Consider the following 12,849-nt stretch of genomic DNA (forward strand, 5'->3'; position numbering starts at 1 on the left):
CACCATGTCCACACTGAACCCCCACCAACTCGATGCCGAAGCGCTGTACGCGGCCCTGCTGGCCGACGTCAAGGCCGGCCTGGAAGGCGTTGCCGACGTCGCCATCGTCGGCATCCACTCCGGCGGCGCCTGGATCGCCGAGCGCCTCGCGGCCGACCTGGGCCTGTCGGCCCGCTGCGGCGTGCTCGACGTCTCCTTCTACCGCGACGATTACGCCAAGAAGGGCTTGCCGGCCGAGGTCAAGCCGACCAACATCGGCTTCGACGTTGCCGCTGCCAACATCCTGCTGGTCGACGACGTGCTCTACACCGGCCGCACGACGCGCGCCGCGATCAACGAGCTGTTCGACTACGGCCGCCCGGCGCGCATCATGCTTGCGGCGCTGGTCGACCGCGGCGAGCGCCAGTTGCCGGTGGCCGCCGATTTCGTCGCCGCGCATGTGGCCGTGCCGCAAGGGCAGGCGCTGGTGCTCAAGCGCGCCGACGATGGCACCTTCACGCTCACCATAGACCACGCCTCATAATCACCACGACCCCACCACCATGCTCAATCCGCAACTGAATAAAAACGGCGAACTCCAGCACCTGCTGTCGATCGAGGGACTGCCCAAATCCATCCTCAATCACATCCTGGACACGGCCTCGTCGTTCGTCGGCATCTCGGACCGCGACGTCAAGAAAGTGCCGCTGATGCGCGGCAAGTCGGTGTTCAACCTGTTCTTCGAGAACTCGACCCGCACCCGCACCACCTTCGAGATCGCCTCCAAGCGCCTGTCGGCCGACGTCATCAACCTGAACATCCAGGCATCCTCGGCCAGCAAGGGCGAATCGCTGCTCGACACCATCGACAACCTGTCGGCCATGCACGCGGACATGTTCGTCGTGCGCCACGCGCAGTCGGGTGCGCCGTACCTGATCGCCAAGCACCTGCATGACACGAAGCAGTCGCACGTTCACGTGGTCAACGCCGGCGACGGCCGCCACGCGCACCCGACGCAGGGTCTGCTGGACATGTACACGATCCGCCACTACAAGAAGGACTTCACCAACCTGACGGTGGCCATCGTCGGCGACATCCTGCACAGCCGCGTCGCGCGTTCGGACATCCACGCGCTGACCACGTTGGGCGTGCCGGAAGTACGCGCCATCGGCCCGCACACCTTGCTGCCGGGCGGCCTGGAGCAGATGGGCGTGCGCACCTTCACCAACATGGAAGAAGGCTTGAAGGGTGTCGACGTGATCATCATGCTGCGCCTGCAAAACGAGCGCATGAGCGGCGCGCTGCTGCCGTCGGCGCAGGAATACTTCAAGAGCTACGGCCTGACGCCGGAGCGCCTGGCGCTGGCCAAGCCGGACGCGATCGTCATGCACCCGGGGCCGATGAACCGTGGCGTGGAAATCGATTCGGCGGTGGCGGACGGTCCGCAGGCGGTGATCTTGCCGCAGGTGACGTTCGGTATCGCGGTACGGATGGCGGTGATGAGCATTGTGGCGGGAACGCAAGGATGAAAGCAGGAATGAACTCGAATAAGAAACTCCATATCAAGAACGGCCACTTGGTCGACCCGGCCAACGGCATCGACGCCAGGCAAGACTTGTACATCGCCGATGGCAAGGTGCTGGCGGTCGGCGAAGCGCCGGCCGGCTTCACGGCGGATCAGACCATCGACGCTGTCGGCATGATCGTCGCGCCGGGCTTCGTCGACCTGTCGGCGCGCTTGCGCGAGCCTGGCTACGAATACAAGGCCACGCTGGAATCGGAAATGCAGGCGGCGATGCAAGGCGGCGTGACCAGCCTGATCTGCCCGCCGGACACCGACCCCGTGCTCGACGAACCGGGCCTGGTGGAAATGCTCAAGCACCGCGCCAAAACCCTGAACCAGGCGCACGTGCACCCGCTGGGCGCGCTCACCGTCGGCCTCAAGGGCAAGGCGCTGACCGAGATGGCCGAGCTGACCGAAGCCGGCTGCATCGGCTTCGCCCAGGCCGAGGAGCCGATCGAGGACACCAACGTGCTGCTGCGCGCGATGCAGTACGCCAAAACCTTCAACTACACGGTGTGGCTGCGCCCGCAGGACGCGCACATCGGCCGTGGCGGCATCGCCGCCAGCGGTCCGCTGGCCTCGCGCCTGGGCCTGTCCGGCGTGCCGGTGATGTCGGAGACGATCGCGCTGCACACCATCTTCGAGCTGATGCGTTCGAGCGGCGCCCGCGTGCACCTGTGCCGCCTGTCGTCGGCCGCCGGCATCGAGCTGGTGCGCCAGGCCAAGAACGAAGGCTTGCCGGTCACCTGCGACGTCGGCGCCCACCACGTGCACATGACCGACGCCGACATCGGCTTCTTCGACTCGAACGCGCGCCTGACGCCGCCGCTGCGCAGCCAGCGCGACCGCGACGCCATCCGTCTCGGCCTGCTCGACGGCACCATCGACGCGCTGTGCTCGGACCACACGCCGGTCGACGACGATGAAAAACTGCTGCCGTTCGGCGAAGCTTCGCCCGGCGCCACCGGGCTGGAGCTGCTGCTGTCGTTGACGCTGAAATGGGCCGACGACTACGCCGCCGGCCAGCTCGACGGCGCCGGCAAGGCCGCCATGGGGCCGCTGGCGCGGGCGATTTCGCGCATCACGGCCGATGCGGCACGGGTTGCCGGTCTGTCCGCCGGTACCTTGTCGGTCGGCGCGGTGGCAGACGTCTGCGTCTTCGATCCGCAGGCCACCTGGACGGTGGAAGCGGCGGCGCTGGCCAGCCAGGGCAAGCACACGCCTTTCGTCGGCTACAACCTGACGGGGCAGGTGCAAACCACCATCGTGGCCGGTCACGTCGCCTACCAACGCGGCTGATTTTCTGAATGAAAATTTCGATGATCTTCCGCCTGGCGCGGGTGATGTTGCACGTGCTGCTGGGGATGGGAATCTGCGCCACGGTGTTTCCGTGGATAAGCCAGGACAAGCGTAACGACCACATCCGCCGCTGGTCGACCCGGTTGCTGAAGATGTGCAACGTCAGCGTCGAGCAGCAGGCGGCGTCGCCGATGCTGGAGCGGGCGGTGGTGGTGGCCAACCACGTGTCCTGGCTGGATATTTTTGTCGTCCACAGCCTGCACCCGAGCCACTTCGTCGCCAAGGCCGAGATCCGCTCGTGGCCGCTGGCTGGCTGGCTGGCGGAGAAGGCCGGCACCGTGTTCATTTCGCGCGGCAACCGGCGCGATCTGCGGCATATCTTCAAGGGACTGGTGACAACGTTGGAGCGCGGCGAGCGCGTGGCTTTCTTCCCCGAAGGCACTACCTCTTCGCAGGGCAACCTGCTGCCGTTCCATGCCAATTTGTTCGAGGCGGCGATCGACGCCAAGGTGCCGGTGCAGCCGGTGGCGTTGTCGTACGTCGATCCGAAGGGCGCGCGTCATCCGTCGGTCGATTTCATCGGCGACATGACCTTCGCCGAAAGCATCATCGCCATCCTCGACGGCCCGCCGGTGATGGCGAAATTGATGGTGCTGCCGCCGATCGACACGATGGGCGCGCACCGCCGCGAGCTGGCCGAGGTGACGCACCAGGCCGTGGCCGCCGCCTTGGGCGTGACGGCGGCGCCGCACTAGGCCGCGCCGCCCGCGCTTGAGGTATTCTGTTCTCCTCGACAAAGGAGGACGTATGCGGCGCAAGGCAATTCAAGTCATTTGGATGGCATCGGTGCTTGCCGCATGCCTGTTTGCGCGGCCGGCCACCGCCGAGTCCGTCGAGGCCGAGCTGCCGCTCGACGCGCGGTTCGATGCGTATTTGCAGGCCTCGACCCGTCACGACCATTTCAGCGGAACGGTGCTGGTCGCGCGCGACGGCGTGCCTGTTTTCAGTCGCTCCTACGGCATGGCCAATTACGAGCTCGACGTGCCGAACACGGCGCGAACCGTCTACCGCATCGCCTCGCTGACCAAGCAATTCACCGCGCTGGCGGTGATGCAGCTGCAGGAGCAGGGCAAGCTCAAGGTGGGCGATCCCATCTGCCAGTATATCGACCAGTGTCCCGCCGCCTGGAAACCGATCACGCTGCGCCATCTGCTGACGCATACCTCCGGCATCGAAAATTACTCCAGCCTGTCCGAATGGGACGAGGTGCTGGCCTTGCGCAGCTACAAGCGTCCCGAGCTGGTCGCGCTGTTCCGCGATCTGCCGTTGCGGTTCACACCGGGCGAGCAATTCAAGTACAGCAATTCCGGCTATGTGCTGCTCGGCGTGGTAATCGAGCGCGCCTCCGGCAAATCCTACGGTGACTATCTGCGGGAAAAGATCTTTACACCGCTGGGCATGTCGCAGACGGTATACGACGAAAGCCGGACCTTGCTGCCGAACCGCGCCAGCGGTTATTACTCGCTGGGCACGCGGTTCATCAACGCTCCTTACATGAGCCCGACGGTGAGCTACGCGGCCGGCGGCATCCAGTCGACCGTGGGCGACATGCTGCTGTGGGACCAGGCGCTGTATTCGGAGCGACTGCTGTCGCGCAAGTCGCTCGACGAGATGTTTGCGCCGGTGAAGAAGGGCTATGGCTATGGCGTGCAAATCGGTGAAAAACTGGGACGGCGCAGCATCGAGCACTCCGGTAGCGAGAACGGATTTTCAACGTATCTGCTGCGCTTTCCCGCCGAACGCGTCACCGTGATCGTGCTGAGTAATAGCGACCGGGCCTCGGCTGGCGGCGTTGGCAACGCGCTGGCGGCGATCCTGTTCGGCGCGCCGACGAAGCAGCCGACCGCGCAGTTGCGCGATGGGTTGTGGGATGTGATCGCGCGCGACGGCGTCGAGGCCGGCATGAGACATTATAGCGGCCTGCAGCCTGCGCCGGCCGGCGGCGAGGAGGCGCTGGTTTATCTGGCTTACGATTTGATCGAGGCGGGCAGGCCGGTCGATGCCGCCGCCATGTTCAATTTCACGCTGGGGTTGTATCCGGCGTCGGCGTACAGCCATGATGGATTGGCGGACATCGCCGCCGGGCGCGGTGATACGGCGGGCGCCATCGCCCATTTCGAGCGCTCTCTGGCGCTCGATCCAAAAAACGAATACGCGATCAAAGGTTTGGCACGGTTGCGCAAACCGCGCTAACGGGCTTACTTTTTCTTGCTGCTCGGCTCCTGGAACTCCGGGCATTGCACCTGCAGCACGCTACGGTCCTCCAGGCACACCGCAGACAGCTGACCGCCCCACACGCAGCCGCTGTCAAGACCGATCAAATTGGGCTTCAACGTCAGCCCCAGCGCCGACCAGTGTCCGAACACCACGGTGTCGCGCGCGCTGCGCCGGCCCGGCACGTCGAACCACGGCATCAGGCCCGAACCTTCGTCGGCCGTGCCGCTTTCCTTCATCTTGAAATCCATCACGCCGTCGGCGCTGCAAAAGCGCAGCCGCGTCATGGCGTTGATGATGCAGCGCAGCCGGTCGGCGCCACGCAGGTCGTCGGACCACTGATCGGGCAGGTTGCCGTACATTTCGGCCAGGAACTCGGCGAAGCTGTCGTCCGGGCCGCGCAACATTTGCTGCACCTCCCCGGCCAGCGCGATGGCCTCGTCGGCGCTCCATTGCGGCAGCAGGCCGGCGTGCACCACCACGTGCCCCTGGACCTGGATCGCCAGCGGACGACGCCGCAGCCAGTCGATCAGCTCGTCGCGGTCGGGCGCGTGCAGGATGTCGGCCAGCGTGTCGGACTTGTGTTCAGGGCGAATGCCGTAGGCGACCGCGAGCAGGTGCAGGTCGTGGTTGCCGAGCACACTGTCGATCAGGCCGCCGCTGGCCATGCACAATTTGCGCACGTGGCGCAGGGTGGCCAGCGAATCCGGGCCACGGTTGATCAGGTCGCCGGCGAACAGGATGGCGGGCTCGGCCACCCCGACTTCGGCCGCGTGCGCGCGTATGCTGTCGAGCATGGACAAGGCCTGCTCGTGACAGCCCTGTAAATCCCCGATTACATAGGTTTTCATATGGTAGCTCTCTGGTTCGTTGCTTTGGAAACTGAATTACCCTGAAATCAGAGTGCGAGTGTTGATTTTTGCCCGTAGGCAGCGCAGTTTCACATAAAATCACTCTTACGACTGTTTTGACTCTTGCTGCGGGATACTAAATGATTTTTGTTACGGGTGGTGCCGGTTTTATCGGTTCAAACTTTGTGCTCGACTGGTTGGCGCAGTCCGACGAGCCTGTTGTCAATTATGACAAGCTGACCTATGCCGGCAATCTGAACAATCTGGCGTCGCTGAAAAACGACCCGCGCCATGTCTTTGTGCGCGGCGATATCTGCGACCAGGCCCAGGTGCTCGCATTGTTCGAACAGCACAAGCCGCGCGCCATCGTCCACTTCGCGGCGGAAAGCCACGTCGACCGCTCCATCCTCGGCCCCGGCGAATTCATCAACACCAACATCAACGGCACCTTCAGCCTGCTCGAAGCCACGCGCGCCTACTGGTCGGCGCTGCCGGAGCAGGAAAAGGCCGCGTTCCGCTTCCTGCACGTGTCCACCGACGAGGTCTACGGCACGCTGGGCCCGGACGACGCGCCGTTCAGCGAGACCACCGCGTTCGCGCCGAACAGCCCGTACTCGGCGTCGAAGGCCGCGTCCGACCATCTGGTGCGCTCCTACCATCATACCTATGGCCTGCCGACGGTCACCACCAACTGCTCGAACAACTACGGCCCGTACCATTTCCCGGAAAAGCTCATTCCCCTGATCATCGCCAACGCGCAGGCGGGCAAGCCGCTGCCGATCTACGGCGACGGCCAGCAGGTGCGCGACTGGCTGTACGTGAGCGACCATTGCGCCGCCATCCGCCGGGTGCTGGAGGCGGGCCGTCTGGGCGAGACCTACAACGTCGGCGGCTGGAACGAAATGGCCAACCTGGACGTGGTGCACACCTTGTGCGACATGCTCGACCGGCTGCGCCCGAAAGCGGACGGCGCCAGCTATCGGGCCCAGATCACCTACGTCAAGGACCGTCCGGGCCACGACCGCCGCTACGCCATCGACGCCCGCAAGCTTGAGCGTGAATTGGGCTGGAAACCGGCCGAAACCTTCCAGACAGGCATCGCCAAGACTGTGCAGTGGTATCTGGACAACCAGCCGTGGGTGAACGACGTGCAGTCGGGCAGCTATGCCAAATGGGTGGAAACCAACTACTTTAATCGCGAAGGCCAATAATAATGGGCACCATGGGCACCACAGCCGGCAACCGCCGCAAAGGCATCATCCTGGCCGGCGGCTCCGGCACCCGTTTGTATCCGGTGACGATGAGCGTGTCGAAGCAATTGCTGCCGATCTACGACAAGCCGATGATTTACCATCCGCTGACGGTGCTGATGCTCGCCGGCATGACCGACATTCTGCTGATCTCGACGCCGCAAGACACGCCGCGCTTCCAGGACCTGCTTGGCGACGGCAGCCAGTGGGGCATCAGCATCAGCTATGCGGTGCAACCGTCGCCGGACGGCCTGGCGCAAGCTTTCATTATCGGCAAGGAATTCGTCGGCGACTCGCCGTCGGCGCTGATCCTGGGCGATAACATCTATTACGGCAACGATCTCGACGCGCTGCTCAACCACGCCAGCGAACAGGTCGACGGCGCCACCGTGTTCGCCTACCACGTGCAGGACCCGGAACGCTACGGCGTGGTCGAGTTCGACGGCGACCGCCAGGCCGTGTCGATCGAGGAAAAACCGAAGGAGCCCAAGTCCAACTACGCGGTCACCGGCCTGTATTTCTACGACAACCAGGTGTGCGACATCGCCGCCGCCATCAAGCCGTCCGCGCGTGGCGAGCTGGAGATCACCGACGTCAACCGCGTCTACCTAGAGAAGCAACAGCTCAATGTCGAGGTGATGGGACGCGGCATGGCCTGGCTCGACACCGGCACCCACGAGTCGCTGCTGGAGGCGGGCCAGTTCATCGCCACCATCGAGAAACGCCAGGGCCTGAAGGTCGCATGTCCGGAGGAAATCGCCTACCGCAAAGGCTATATCGACGCCGCCCAGCTGCGCAAGCTGGCCGAACCGCTCAAGAAGAACAATTACGGCCAGTACCTGTTGCAGATCCTGGAAGATAAGGTCGTGCCACGATGAAGGTCATCACCACGCCGTTGGAAGGTTTGCTGGTGCTCGAGCCGCGCGTGTTCGGCGACGAGCGCGGTTTCTTCTACGAGAGCTACAACGCGCGCCAGTTCGCCGAGGCGACCGGGGTCACTGCCACCTTTGTGCAGGATAACCATTCGCGCTCGCGCCAGGGCGTGTTGCGCGGGCTGCATTACCAGATCCAGCAACCGCAGGGCAAGCTGGTGCGCGTGACCGCCGGCGCGGTGTTCGACGTCGCGGTCGACATCCGCAAGGGTTCGCCGACGTTCGGGCAATGGTATGGCGCCGAGCTCAGCGCGGAGAACATGCGCCAGATGTGGATACCGGCCGGCTTCGCGCACGGTTTCGTGGTCACCAGCGAGAACGCCGAGTTCCTGTATAAAACCACCGATTACTGGGCGCCCGAGCACGAGCGTGCCATTTTGTGGAACGATCCGGCCATCGGCGTCGACTGGCCGCTGGCGCTGACGCCGACCCTGTCGAACAAGGACCTGGCGGCGCTGCCGCTGGCAGCGGCCGAGGTGTTCGCGTGAAGATTTTGCTGACCGGCAGCACCGGCCAGGTCGGCTACGAACTGGCGCGCAGCCTGCAGGGCCTGGGCGAGGTGGTGGCCGTCGACCGCCAGATCATGGATCTGTCCGATCTGGACCAGGTGCGCGACGTGATCCGCCGCGTGAAGCCGGGGCTGATCGTCAATCCGGCCGCCTACACGGCGGTCGACAAGGCCGAGAGCGAGCCGGCGCTGGCGCACCGCATCAACGCCGAGGCCCCCGGGCTGATGGCGCGCGAAGCCGGGCTGCTGGGCGCGGCCATGGTGCATTATTCGACCGATTACGTGTTCGACGGCAGCCAGCCGGGCGCGCGCGTGGAGGGCGACACGACCGGACCGCTCAACGTGTATGGCGCCAGCAAGCTGGCCGGCGAGCAAGCCATCGCCGAGGCCGGCATTCCGCACCTGATTTTCCGCACCAGCTGGGTGTACGGCATGCGCGGCAAGAACTTCCTGCTGACCATGCTGCGCCTGGCCAGGGAACGCGACGAGTTGCGCGTGGTGGCCGACCAGCACGGCGCGCCTACATGGAGCCGCACCATCGCCGACACCTCGGCGCTGGTGCTGGCGCAGGCGCGTGCGGGCGGCGCGGACTGGTGGGCGCAGCACAGCGGCGTCTATCACCTGAGCGCGCAGGGCAGCACCACATGGTTCGAGTTCACGCAGGCGATCGTCGAGGCGGCCGGACTGGCGTGCCGCGTGGTGCCGATCACCAGCGCAGAATATCCGACCCCGGCCAGGCGCCCTCAATACTCGGTGCTGTCGTCGCAGCGGCTGATGACGCGCTTTTGCGACGTGCCGGATTGGAAAGCGGCGCTGCGTCTTTGCATGGATTGACGCATAGATTGAGTGCGGCCGTCATTTGTATCGATTGGTAAGCAATCGCATCCGACCAATTTTCTGCTGTTATGATGCCGGCGCACCGTCAAACGGATGCGGCCGTGCCATGTATCGCCGCCGTTGTTAAAAACGCCAACAATGTTTGACGCGAGGTTTGACGCAATGCAGCGTCCCCGCCATCAATTCAGGATTGCCGTGTCCAATCCGGTACAATCGCGGGTTAGCGTGCTGACAACCCGGCGGACAATGACTGGCCTTTGTGCTGGCGAGCGCATCCGGTAATTTTGTATAGATAAAATATGTTTTCCTTTTTACTGAGCTTTATCGCTTCCGCGCTGCTGACGCTGCTGGTTATCAAAGAATCGAGATTGCACGGGCCGGCGCTGGATTCGGATTTCGGCGGCGTCCAGAAAGTGCACGCGCACCACGTCGCGCGGATCGGCGGGCTGTCGATATTCCTGTCGGTCGCGCTCAGTTCGGCTATTTCCATCTGGCGCGTGCCGGCCATGGGCAATTGGCTCGCTTCGCTGCTGGCCTGTTCGGCGGTCGCCTTTGTCGGCGGCATCGTCGAGGATTACACGGGCCGCGTCAGCGCCACGCGGCGTCTGTTGCTGACCATGGCCGCCGCCGCGCTGGGCTACTTCTTGCTCGACGCGCGCATCGACCGGATCGACTTTCCCTTCGCCGCCTGGCCCATCCAGTATGTGTGGATCACGCTGCCGCTGACGGTGCTGGCGGTGGCCGGCGTGGCCAACGCGGTTAATATCATCGACGGTTTCAATGGCCTGGCCAGCGTGGTCTGCATTTGCATGCTGCTCTCGCTCGGCTATGTCGCGTTGCAGGTCAACGATATGTTCGTGTTGATCGCCGCGCTGATGGTCGCGGGCGCCACCGCCGGTTTTTTGATCTGGAATTATCCGGTCGGCATGATATTCCTGGGCGACGGCGGCGCATATTTCATCGGCTTTATGTTGGGCGAACTGGCATTGCTCTTGGTAATGCGCAATCCGCAAGTTTCCACTTGGTACGCCGCGTTGTTATTAATATATCCAACCTTTGAAACCTTGTTTTCGGTTTATCGCCGAATGTTCGTGCGCGGTAAATCTCCGGCCATGCCCGACGGTATCCATCTGCATAGCCTGATCTTCCGCCGCGTGGTGCAATGGGCGGTCGGACGCAAGGAGGCGCGCGCGCTGATACGCCGCAATTCGCTGACGTCGCCGTATTTGTGGATGTTTTCGCTGATGGCGGTGTTGCCCGCCACCGTATTCTGGCGCCACACCTGGGTATTAATGGTGTTTTGTATTTTGTTTATCAGCAGTTACATCTGGATTTATGTACGCATTGTCCGCTTTAAAGCGCCACGCTGGATGATCCGCCATAAGAAAATATGATTTCCCGGGCTTGATGTAATATATTCGCGCAGCGCTTTATATCGTCATCACCTAAAGGAAAGCCCAATGGACCTGTCGAATATGTCTTCCGCGGATTTGCGCAATCTGCAAGAACAAGTGAAACGCGAATTGAAACAGCGCGAGGGCCAGGATCTGGCCAAAGCCCGCGAACAAATACTGGCCATCGCCCAAAGCGTTGGCGTTCCGCTCAAGGAGCTGGTCGGCTCCGGCGCCCCGGTCCGCAGCGGCAGCGGCAAGAAAACCGGCGCGGTGGCGCCGCGCTACCGCAATCCGGCCGATGGAAGCCAGCAGTGGACCGGCCGCGGCCGGCAGCCGAAATGGGTCAAGGAATGGCTGGACGCCGGCAAAGACATCGCCGGCCTGAAGGTTTAAACGTTTTTAGCGCCCGCGACCGGCCGGCGGGCTTGCCTGCCGCCGGTATCAGACTTACACTATCGTGCTATGTCTGCTACAGCGCAGCCAGCACCTATTTTTCCTCTAATCCGCGTCCAGGGCGGGGCAGTGCGCCGAAGTCCGGCGCCGCATCGCCCTGGCAGGCACATCAAAAATCCAAAATGGTCTCCTTATCCAAAACGATCTTCAAAGCTTACGACATCCGCGGCATCATCGACAAAACCCTGGATGCGGGCGTAGCGCGTTCGATCGGGCAGGCGTTCGGCCAGGCCGCGCTGGACAAGGGCGAGACCAGGGTGGTGATCGGCCGTGACGGCCGTCTGTCCGGCCCGTCGCTGACGGCGGCGCTGGCCGAGGGCCTGCAGCTGGCCGGTGTCGACGTGATCGATCTGGGTGTGGTGGCCACGCCGATGGTTTATTTCGGCACCAATGTGCTGGGCGCGGCGTCGGGCATCATGGTCACCGGCAGCCACAATCCGCCGGACTACAATGGCTTCAAGATGGTGCTGGCCGGCGAAGCGATCCACGGCGAAGCGATTACCTCGCTGTATCAGCGCATCGTCGACCACGACGGCTCGTCTGCTTCGAAAAAGGGTGCCTACAGCACCCATGACATCCGCGCACAGTACCTCGAGCGCATCATCGGCGACGTCAAGCTGGCGCGTCCGATCAAGATCGCCGTCGATTGCGGCAACGGCGTGGCCGGCGCTTTCGCCGGCGACCTGTATCGCGGCATGGGCTGCGAAGTGGTCGAGCTGTTCTGCGAAGTGGACGGCAACTTCCCCAACCATCATCCCGATCCGGCCCACCCCGAGAACCTGCAGGACCTGATTCGCGCGCTGCGGGAGACCGACGCCGAAATCGGTATCGCCTTCGACGGCGACGGCGACCGCCTGGGCGTGGTGACCAAGGACGGCCAGATCATCTATCCGGACCGCCAGATGATGTTGTTCGCGGCCGACGTGCTGACCCGCCATCCGGGCGCGCAGATTCTGTACGACGTCAAATGCACGCGCCACCTGGCGCCGTACATCACCAAAAGCGGCGGCGTTCCGCTGATGTACAAGACCGGCCACTCGCTGGTCAAGGCCAAGCTGCGCGAGACCGGCGCTCCGCTGGGCGGCGAAATGAGCGGCCATATCTTCTTCAAGGACCGCTGGTACGGTTTCGACGACGGCCTGTACTCGGGCGCGCGTCTGCTGGAAATCCTGACCCGCGAAGCCGATCCGTCGGCGCTGCTCAATTCCCTGCCGCAGTCGGACAGCACCCCCGAGCTGCACCTGCACCTGAGCGAAGGCGAAAACGTCATCGTCATGGACAAGCTGCGCGCGGATGCGAAATTCCCGGGCAATGTGCAGATCATCACCATCGACGGCCTGCGCGTGGAATATGAGGACGGCTTCGGCCTGGCGCGTTCGTCCAACACCACGCCGGTGATCGTGATGCGCTTCGAAGCGGAAACGCCGGAAGCGCTGGCACGCATCCAGGGCCAGTTCAAGAGCGTGATCCTGGCCGCCAAGCCGGACGCGGAACTGCCTTTCTAAGCG

13 protein-coding genes are annotated in these 12,849 nt (G+C 63.6%); 12 read left to right on the plus strand and 1 reads right to left on the minus strand.

What is annotated here, in order from left to right; all coding sequences use genetic code 11:
• The first annotated feature begins 4 nt into the window (after positions 1-4).
• From pyrR to ACZ0BA_RS27130, 5 genes are read left to right on the plus strand one after another with little or no spacing between them, the layout of a single operon-like run.
• Complete coding sequence (gene pyrR / locus ACZ0BA_RS27110) at positions 5-523, plus strand: bifunctional pyr operon transcriptional regulator/uracil phosphoribosyltransferase PyrR (RefSeq protein ID WP_463454226.1); 519 nt, start codon at positions 5-7, stop codon at positions 521-523.
• Between the two features lie 19 nt (positions 524-542).
• A complete protein-coding gene (locus tag ACZ0BA_RS27115; RefSeq protein WP_209724073.1) occupies positions 543-1,508 on the plus strand; it encodes an aspartate carbamoyltransferase catalytic subunit in 966 nt (321 codons plus the stop codon).
• A gap of 8 nt (positions 1,509-1,516) precedes the next feature.
• Positions 1,517-2,842 carry a dihydroorotase gene (locus ACZ0BA_RS27120; RefSeq protein WP_463454227.1) on the plus strand — a complete coding sequence of 442 codons (1,326 nt, stop codon included), beginning with the start codon at positions 1,517-1,519 and terminating at the stop codon, positions 2,840-2,842.
• An 8-nt stretch (positions 2,843-2,850) separates the two neighbouring features.
• On the plus strand, positions 2,851-3,597 hold the full coding sequence (locus tag ACZ0BA_RS27125) for a lysophospholipid acyltransferase family protein (protein ID WP_463454228.1): 747 nt from the start codon (positions 2,851-2,853) through the stop codon (positions 3,595-3,597).
• A 52-nt stretch (positions 3,598-3,649) separates the two neighbouring features.
• The gene (locus ACZ0BA_RS27130) at positions 3,650-5,095 is read left to right on the plus strand and encodes a serine hydrolase (RefSeq protein ID WP_463454229.1); all 1,446 of its coding nucleotides are present in this window, start codon (positions 3,650-3,652) and stop codon (positions 5,093-5,095) included.
• A gap of 5 nt (positions 5,096-5,100) precedes the next feature.
• On the opposite strand, the gene ACZ0BA_RS27135 is transcribed toward ACZ0BA_RS27130, so the two are convergent.
• Positions 5,101-5,967, minus strand: coding sequence for a symmetrical bis(5'-nucleosyl)-tetraphosphatase (locus tag ACZ0BA_RS27135; RefSeq protein WP_463454231.1), 867 nt, complete (start codon positions 5,965-5,967; stop codon positions 5,101-5,103).
• Positions 5,968-6,107: 140 nt separating this feature from the next.
• Here ACZ0BA_RS27135 and rfbB point away from each other — a divergent pair, with 140 nt between their 5' ends.
• The 7 genes from rfbB to ACZ0BA_RS27170 all read left to right on the plus strand — a co-directional run bounded on the left by rfbB (position 6,108) and on the right by ACZ0BA_RS27170 (position 12,846).
• On the plus strand, positions 6,108-7,178 hold the full coding sequence (gene rfbB, locus ACZ0BA_RS27140) for a dTDP-glucose 4,6-dehydratase (RefSeq protein ID WP_463454232.1): 1,071 nt from the start codon (positions 6,108-6,110) through the stop codon (positions 7,176-7,178).
• Between the two features lie 11 nt (positions 7,179-7,189).
• Entirely contained in the window at positions 7,190-8,095 is a 906-nt protein-coding gene (rfbA, locus tag ACZ0BA_RS27145; protein WP_463454234.1) for a glucose-1-phosphate thymidylyltransferase RfbA, read from the plus strand.
• Complete coding sequence (rfbC, locus tag ACZ0BA_RS27150) at positions 8,092-8,637, plus strand: dTDP-4-dehydrorhamnose 3,5-epimerase (RefSeq protein WP_463454236.1); 546 nt, start codon at positions 8,092-8,094, stop codon at positions 8,635-8,637. The genes rfbA and rfbC overlap by 4 nt, the downstream gene beginning before the upstream one ends.
• Positions 8,634-9,491 (plus strand): dTDP-4-dehydrorhamnose reductase, encoded by an 858-nt coding sequence (gene rfbD, locus ACZ0BA_RS27155; RefSeq protein WP_463454238.1) that lies wholly within the window; start codon positions 8,634-8,636, stop codon positions 9,489-9,491. Before rfbC ends, rfbD begins: the two co-directional genes overlap by 4 nt.
• A 302-nt stretch (positions 9,492-9,793) precedes the next feature.
• Positions 9,794-10,888, plus strand: coding sequence for a glycosyltransferase family 4 protein (locus tag ACZ0BA_RS27160; protein ID WP_463454239.1), 1,095 nt, complete (start codon positions 9,794-9,796; stop codon positions 10,886-10,888).
• Positions 10,889-10,954: 66 nt separating this feature from the next.
• Entirely contained in the window at positions 10,955-11,281 is a 327-nt protein-coding gene (locus ACZ0BA_RS27165) for an H-NS histone family protein (protein ID WP_463454240.1), read from the plus strand.
• Between the two features lie 182 nt (positions 11,282-11,463).
• On the plus strand, positions 11,464-12,846 hold the full coding sequence (locus ACZ0BA_RS27170) for a phosphomannomutase/phosphoglucomutase (protein WP_463454241.1): 1,383 nt from the start codon (positions 11,464-11,466) through the stop codon (positions 12,844-12,846).
• Positions 12,847-12,849 lie beyond the last annotated feature (3 nt).

This window comes from Duganella sp. AC917 (assembly GCF_979258245.1).

Bases quoted from the DNA above. Each gene is read 5' to 3' on its own strand.
- ACZ0BA_RS27160 (WP_463454239.1), top strand. From the start codon at position 9,794: ATGTTTTCCTTTTTACTGAGCTTTATCGCTTCCGCGCTGCTGACGCTG.
- ACZ0BA_RS27165 (WP_463454240.1), top strand. From the start codon at position 10,955: ATGGACCTGTCGAATATGTCTTCCGCGGATTTGCGCAATCTGCAAGAA.
- ACZ0BA_RS27115 (WP_209724073.1), top strand. From the start codon at position 543: ATGCTCAATCCGCAACTGAATAAAAACGGCGAACTCCAGCACCTGCTG.
- rfbA (WP_463454234.1), top strand. From the start codon at position 7,190: ATGGGCACCACAGCCGGCAACCGCCGCAAAGGCATCATCCTGGCCGGC.
- pyrR (WP_463454226.1), top strand. From the start codon at position 5: ATGTCCACACTGAACCCCCACCAACTCGATGCCGAAGCGCTGTACGCG.
- rfbC (WP_463454236.1), top strand. From the start codon at position 8,092: ATGAAGGTCATCACCACGCCGTTGGAAGGTTTGCTGGTGCTCGAGCCG.
- ACZ0BA_RS27130 (WP_463454229.1), top strand. From the start codon at position 3,650: ATGCGGCGCAAGGCAATTCAAGTCATTTGGATGGCATCGGTGCTTGCC.
- ACZ0BA_RS27170 (WP_463454241.1), top strand. From the start codon at position 11,464: ATGGTCTCCTTATCCAAAACGATCTTCAAAGCTTACGACATCCGCGGC.
- rfbB (WP_463454232.1), top strand. From the start codon at position 6,108: ATGATTTTTGTTACGGGTGGTGCCGGTTTTATCGGTTCAAACTTTGTG.
- ACZ0BA_RS27135 (WP_463454231.1), bottom strand. From the start codon at position 5,967: ATGAAAACCTATGTAATCGGGGATTTACAGGGCTGTCACGAGCAGGCC.
- ACZ0BA_RS27125 (WP_463454228.1), top strand. From the start codon at position 2,851: ATGAAAATTTCGATGATCTTCCGCCTGGCGCGGGTGATGTTGCACGTG.
- ACZ0BA_RS27120 (WP_463454227.1), top strand. From the start codon at position 1,517: ATGAACTCGAATAAGAAACTCCATATCAAGAACGGCCACTTGGTCGAC.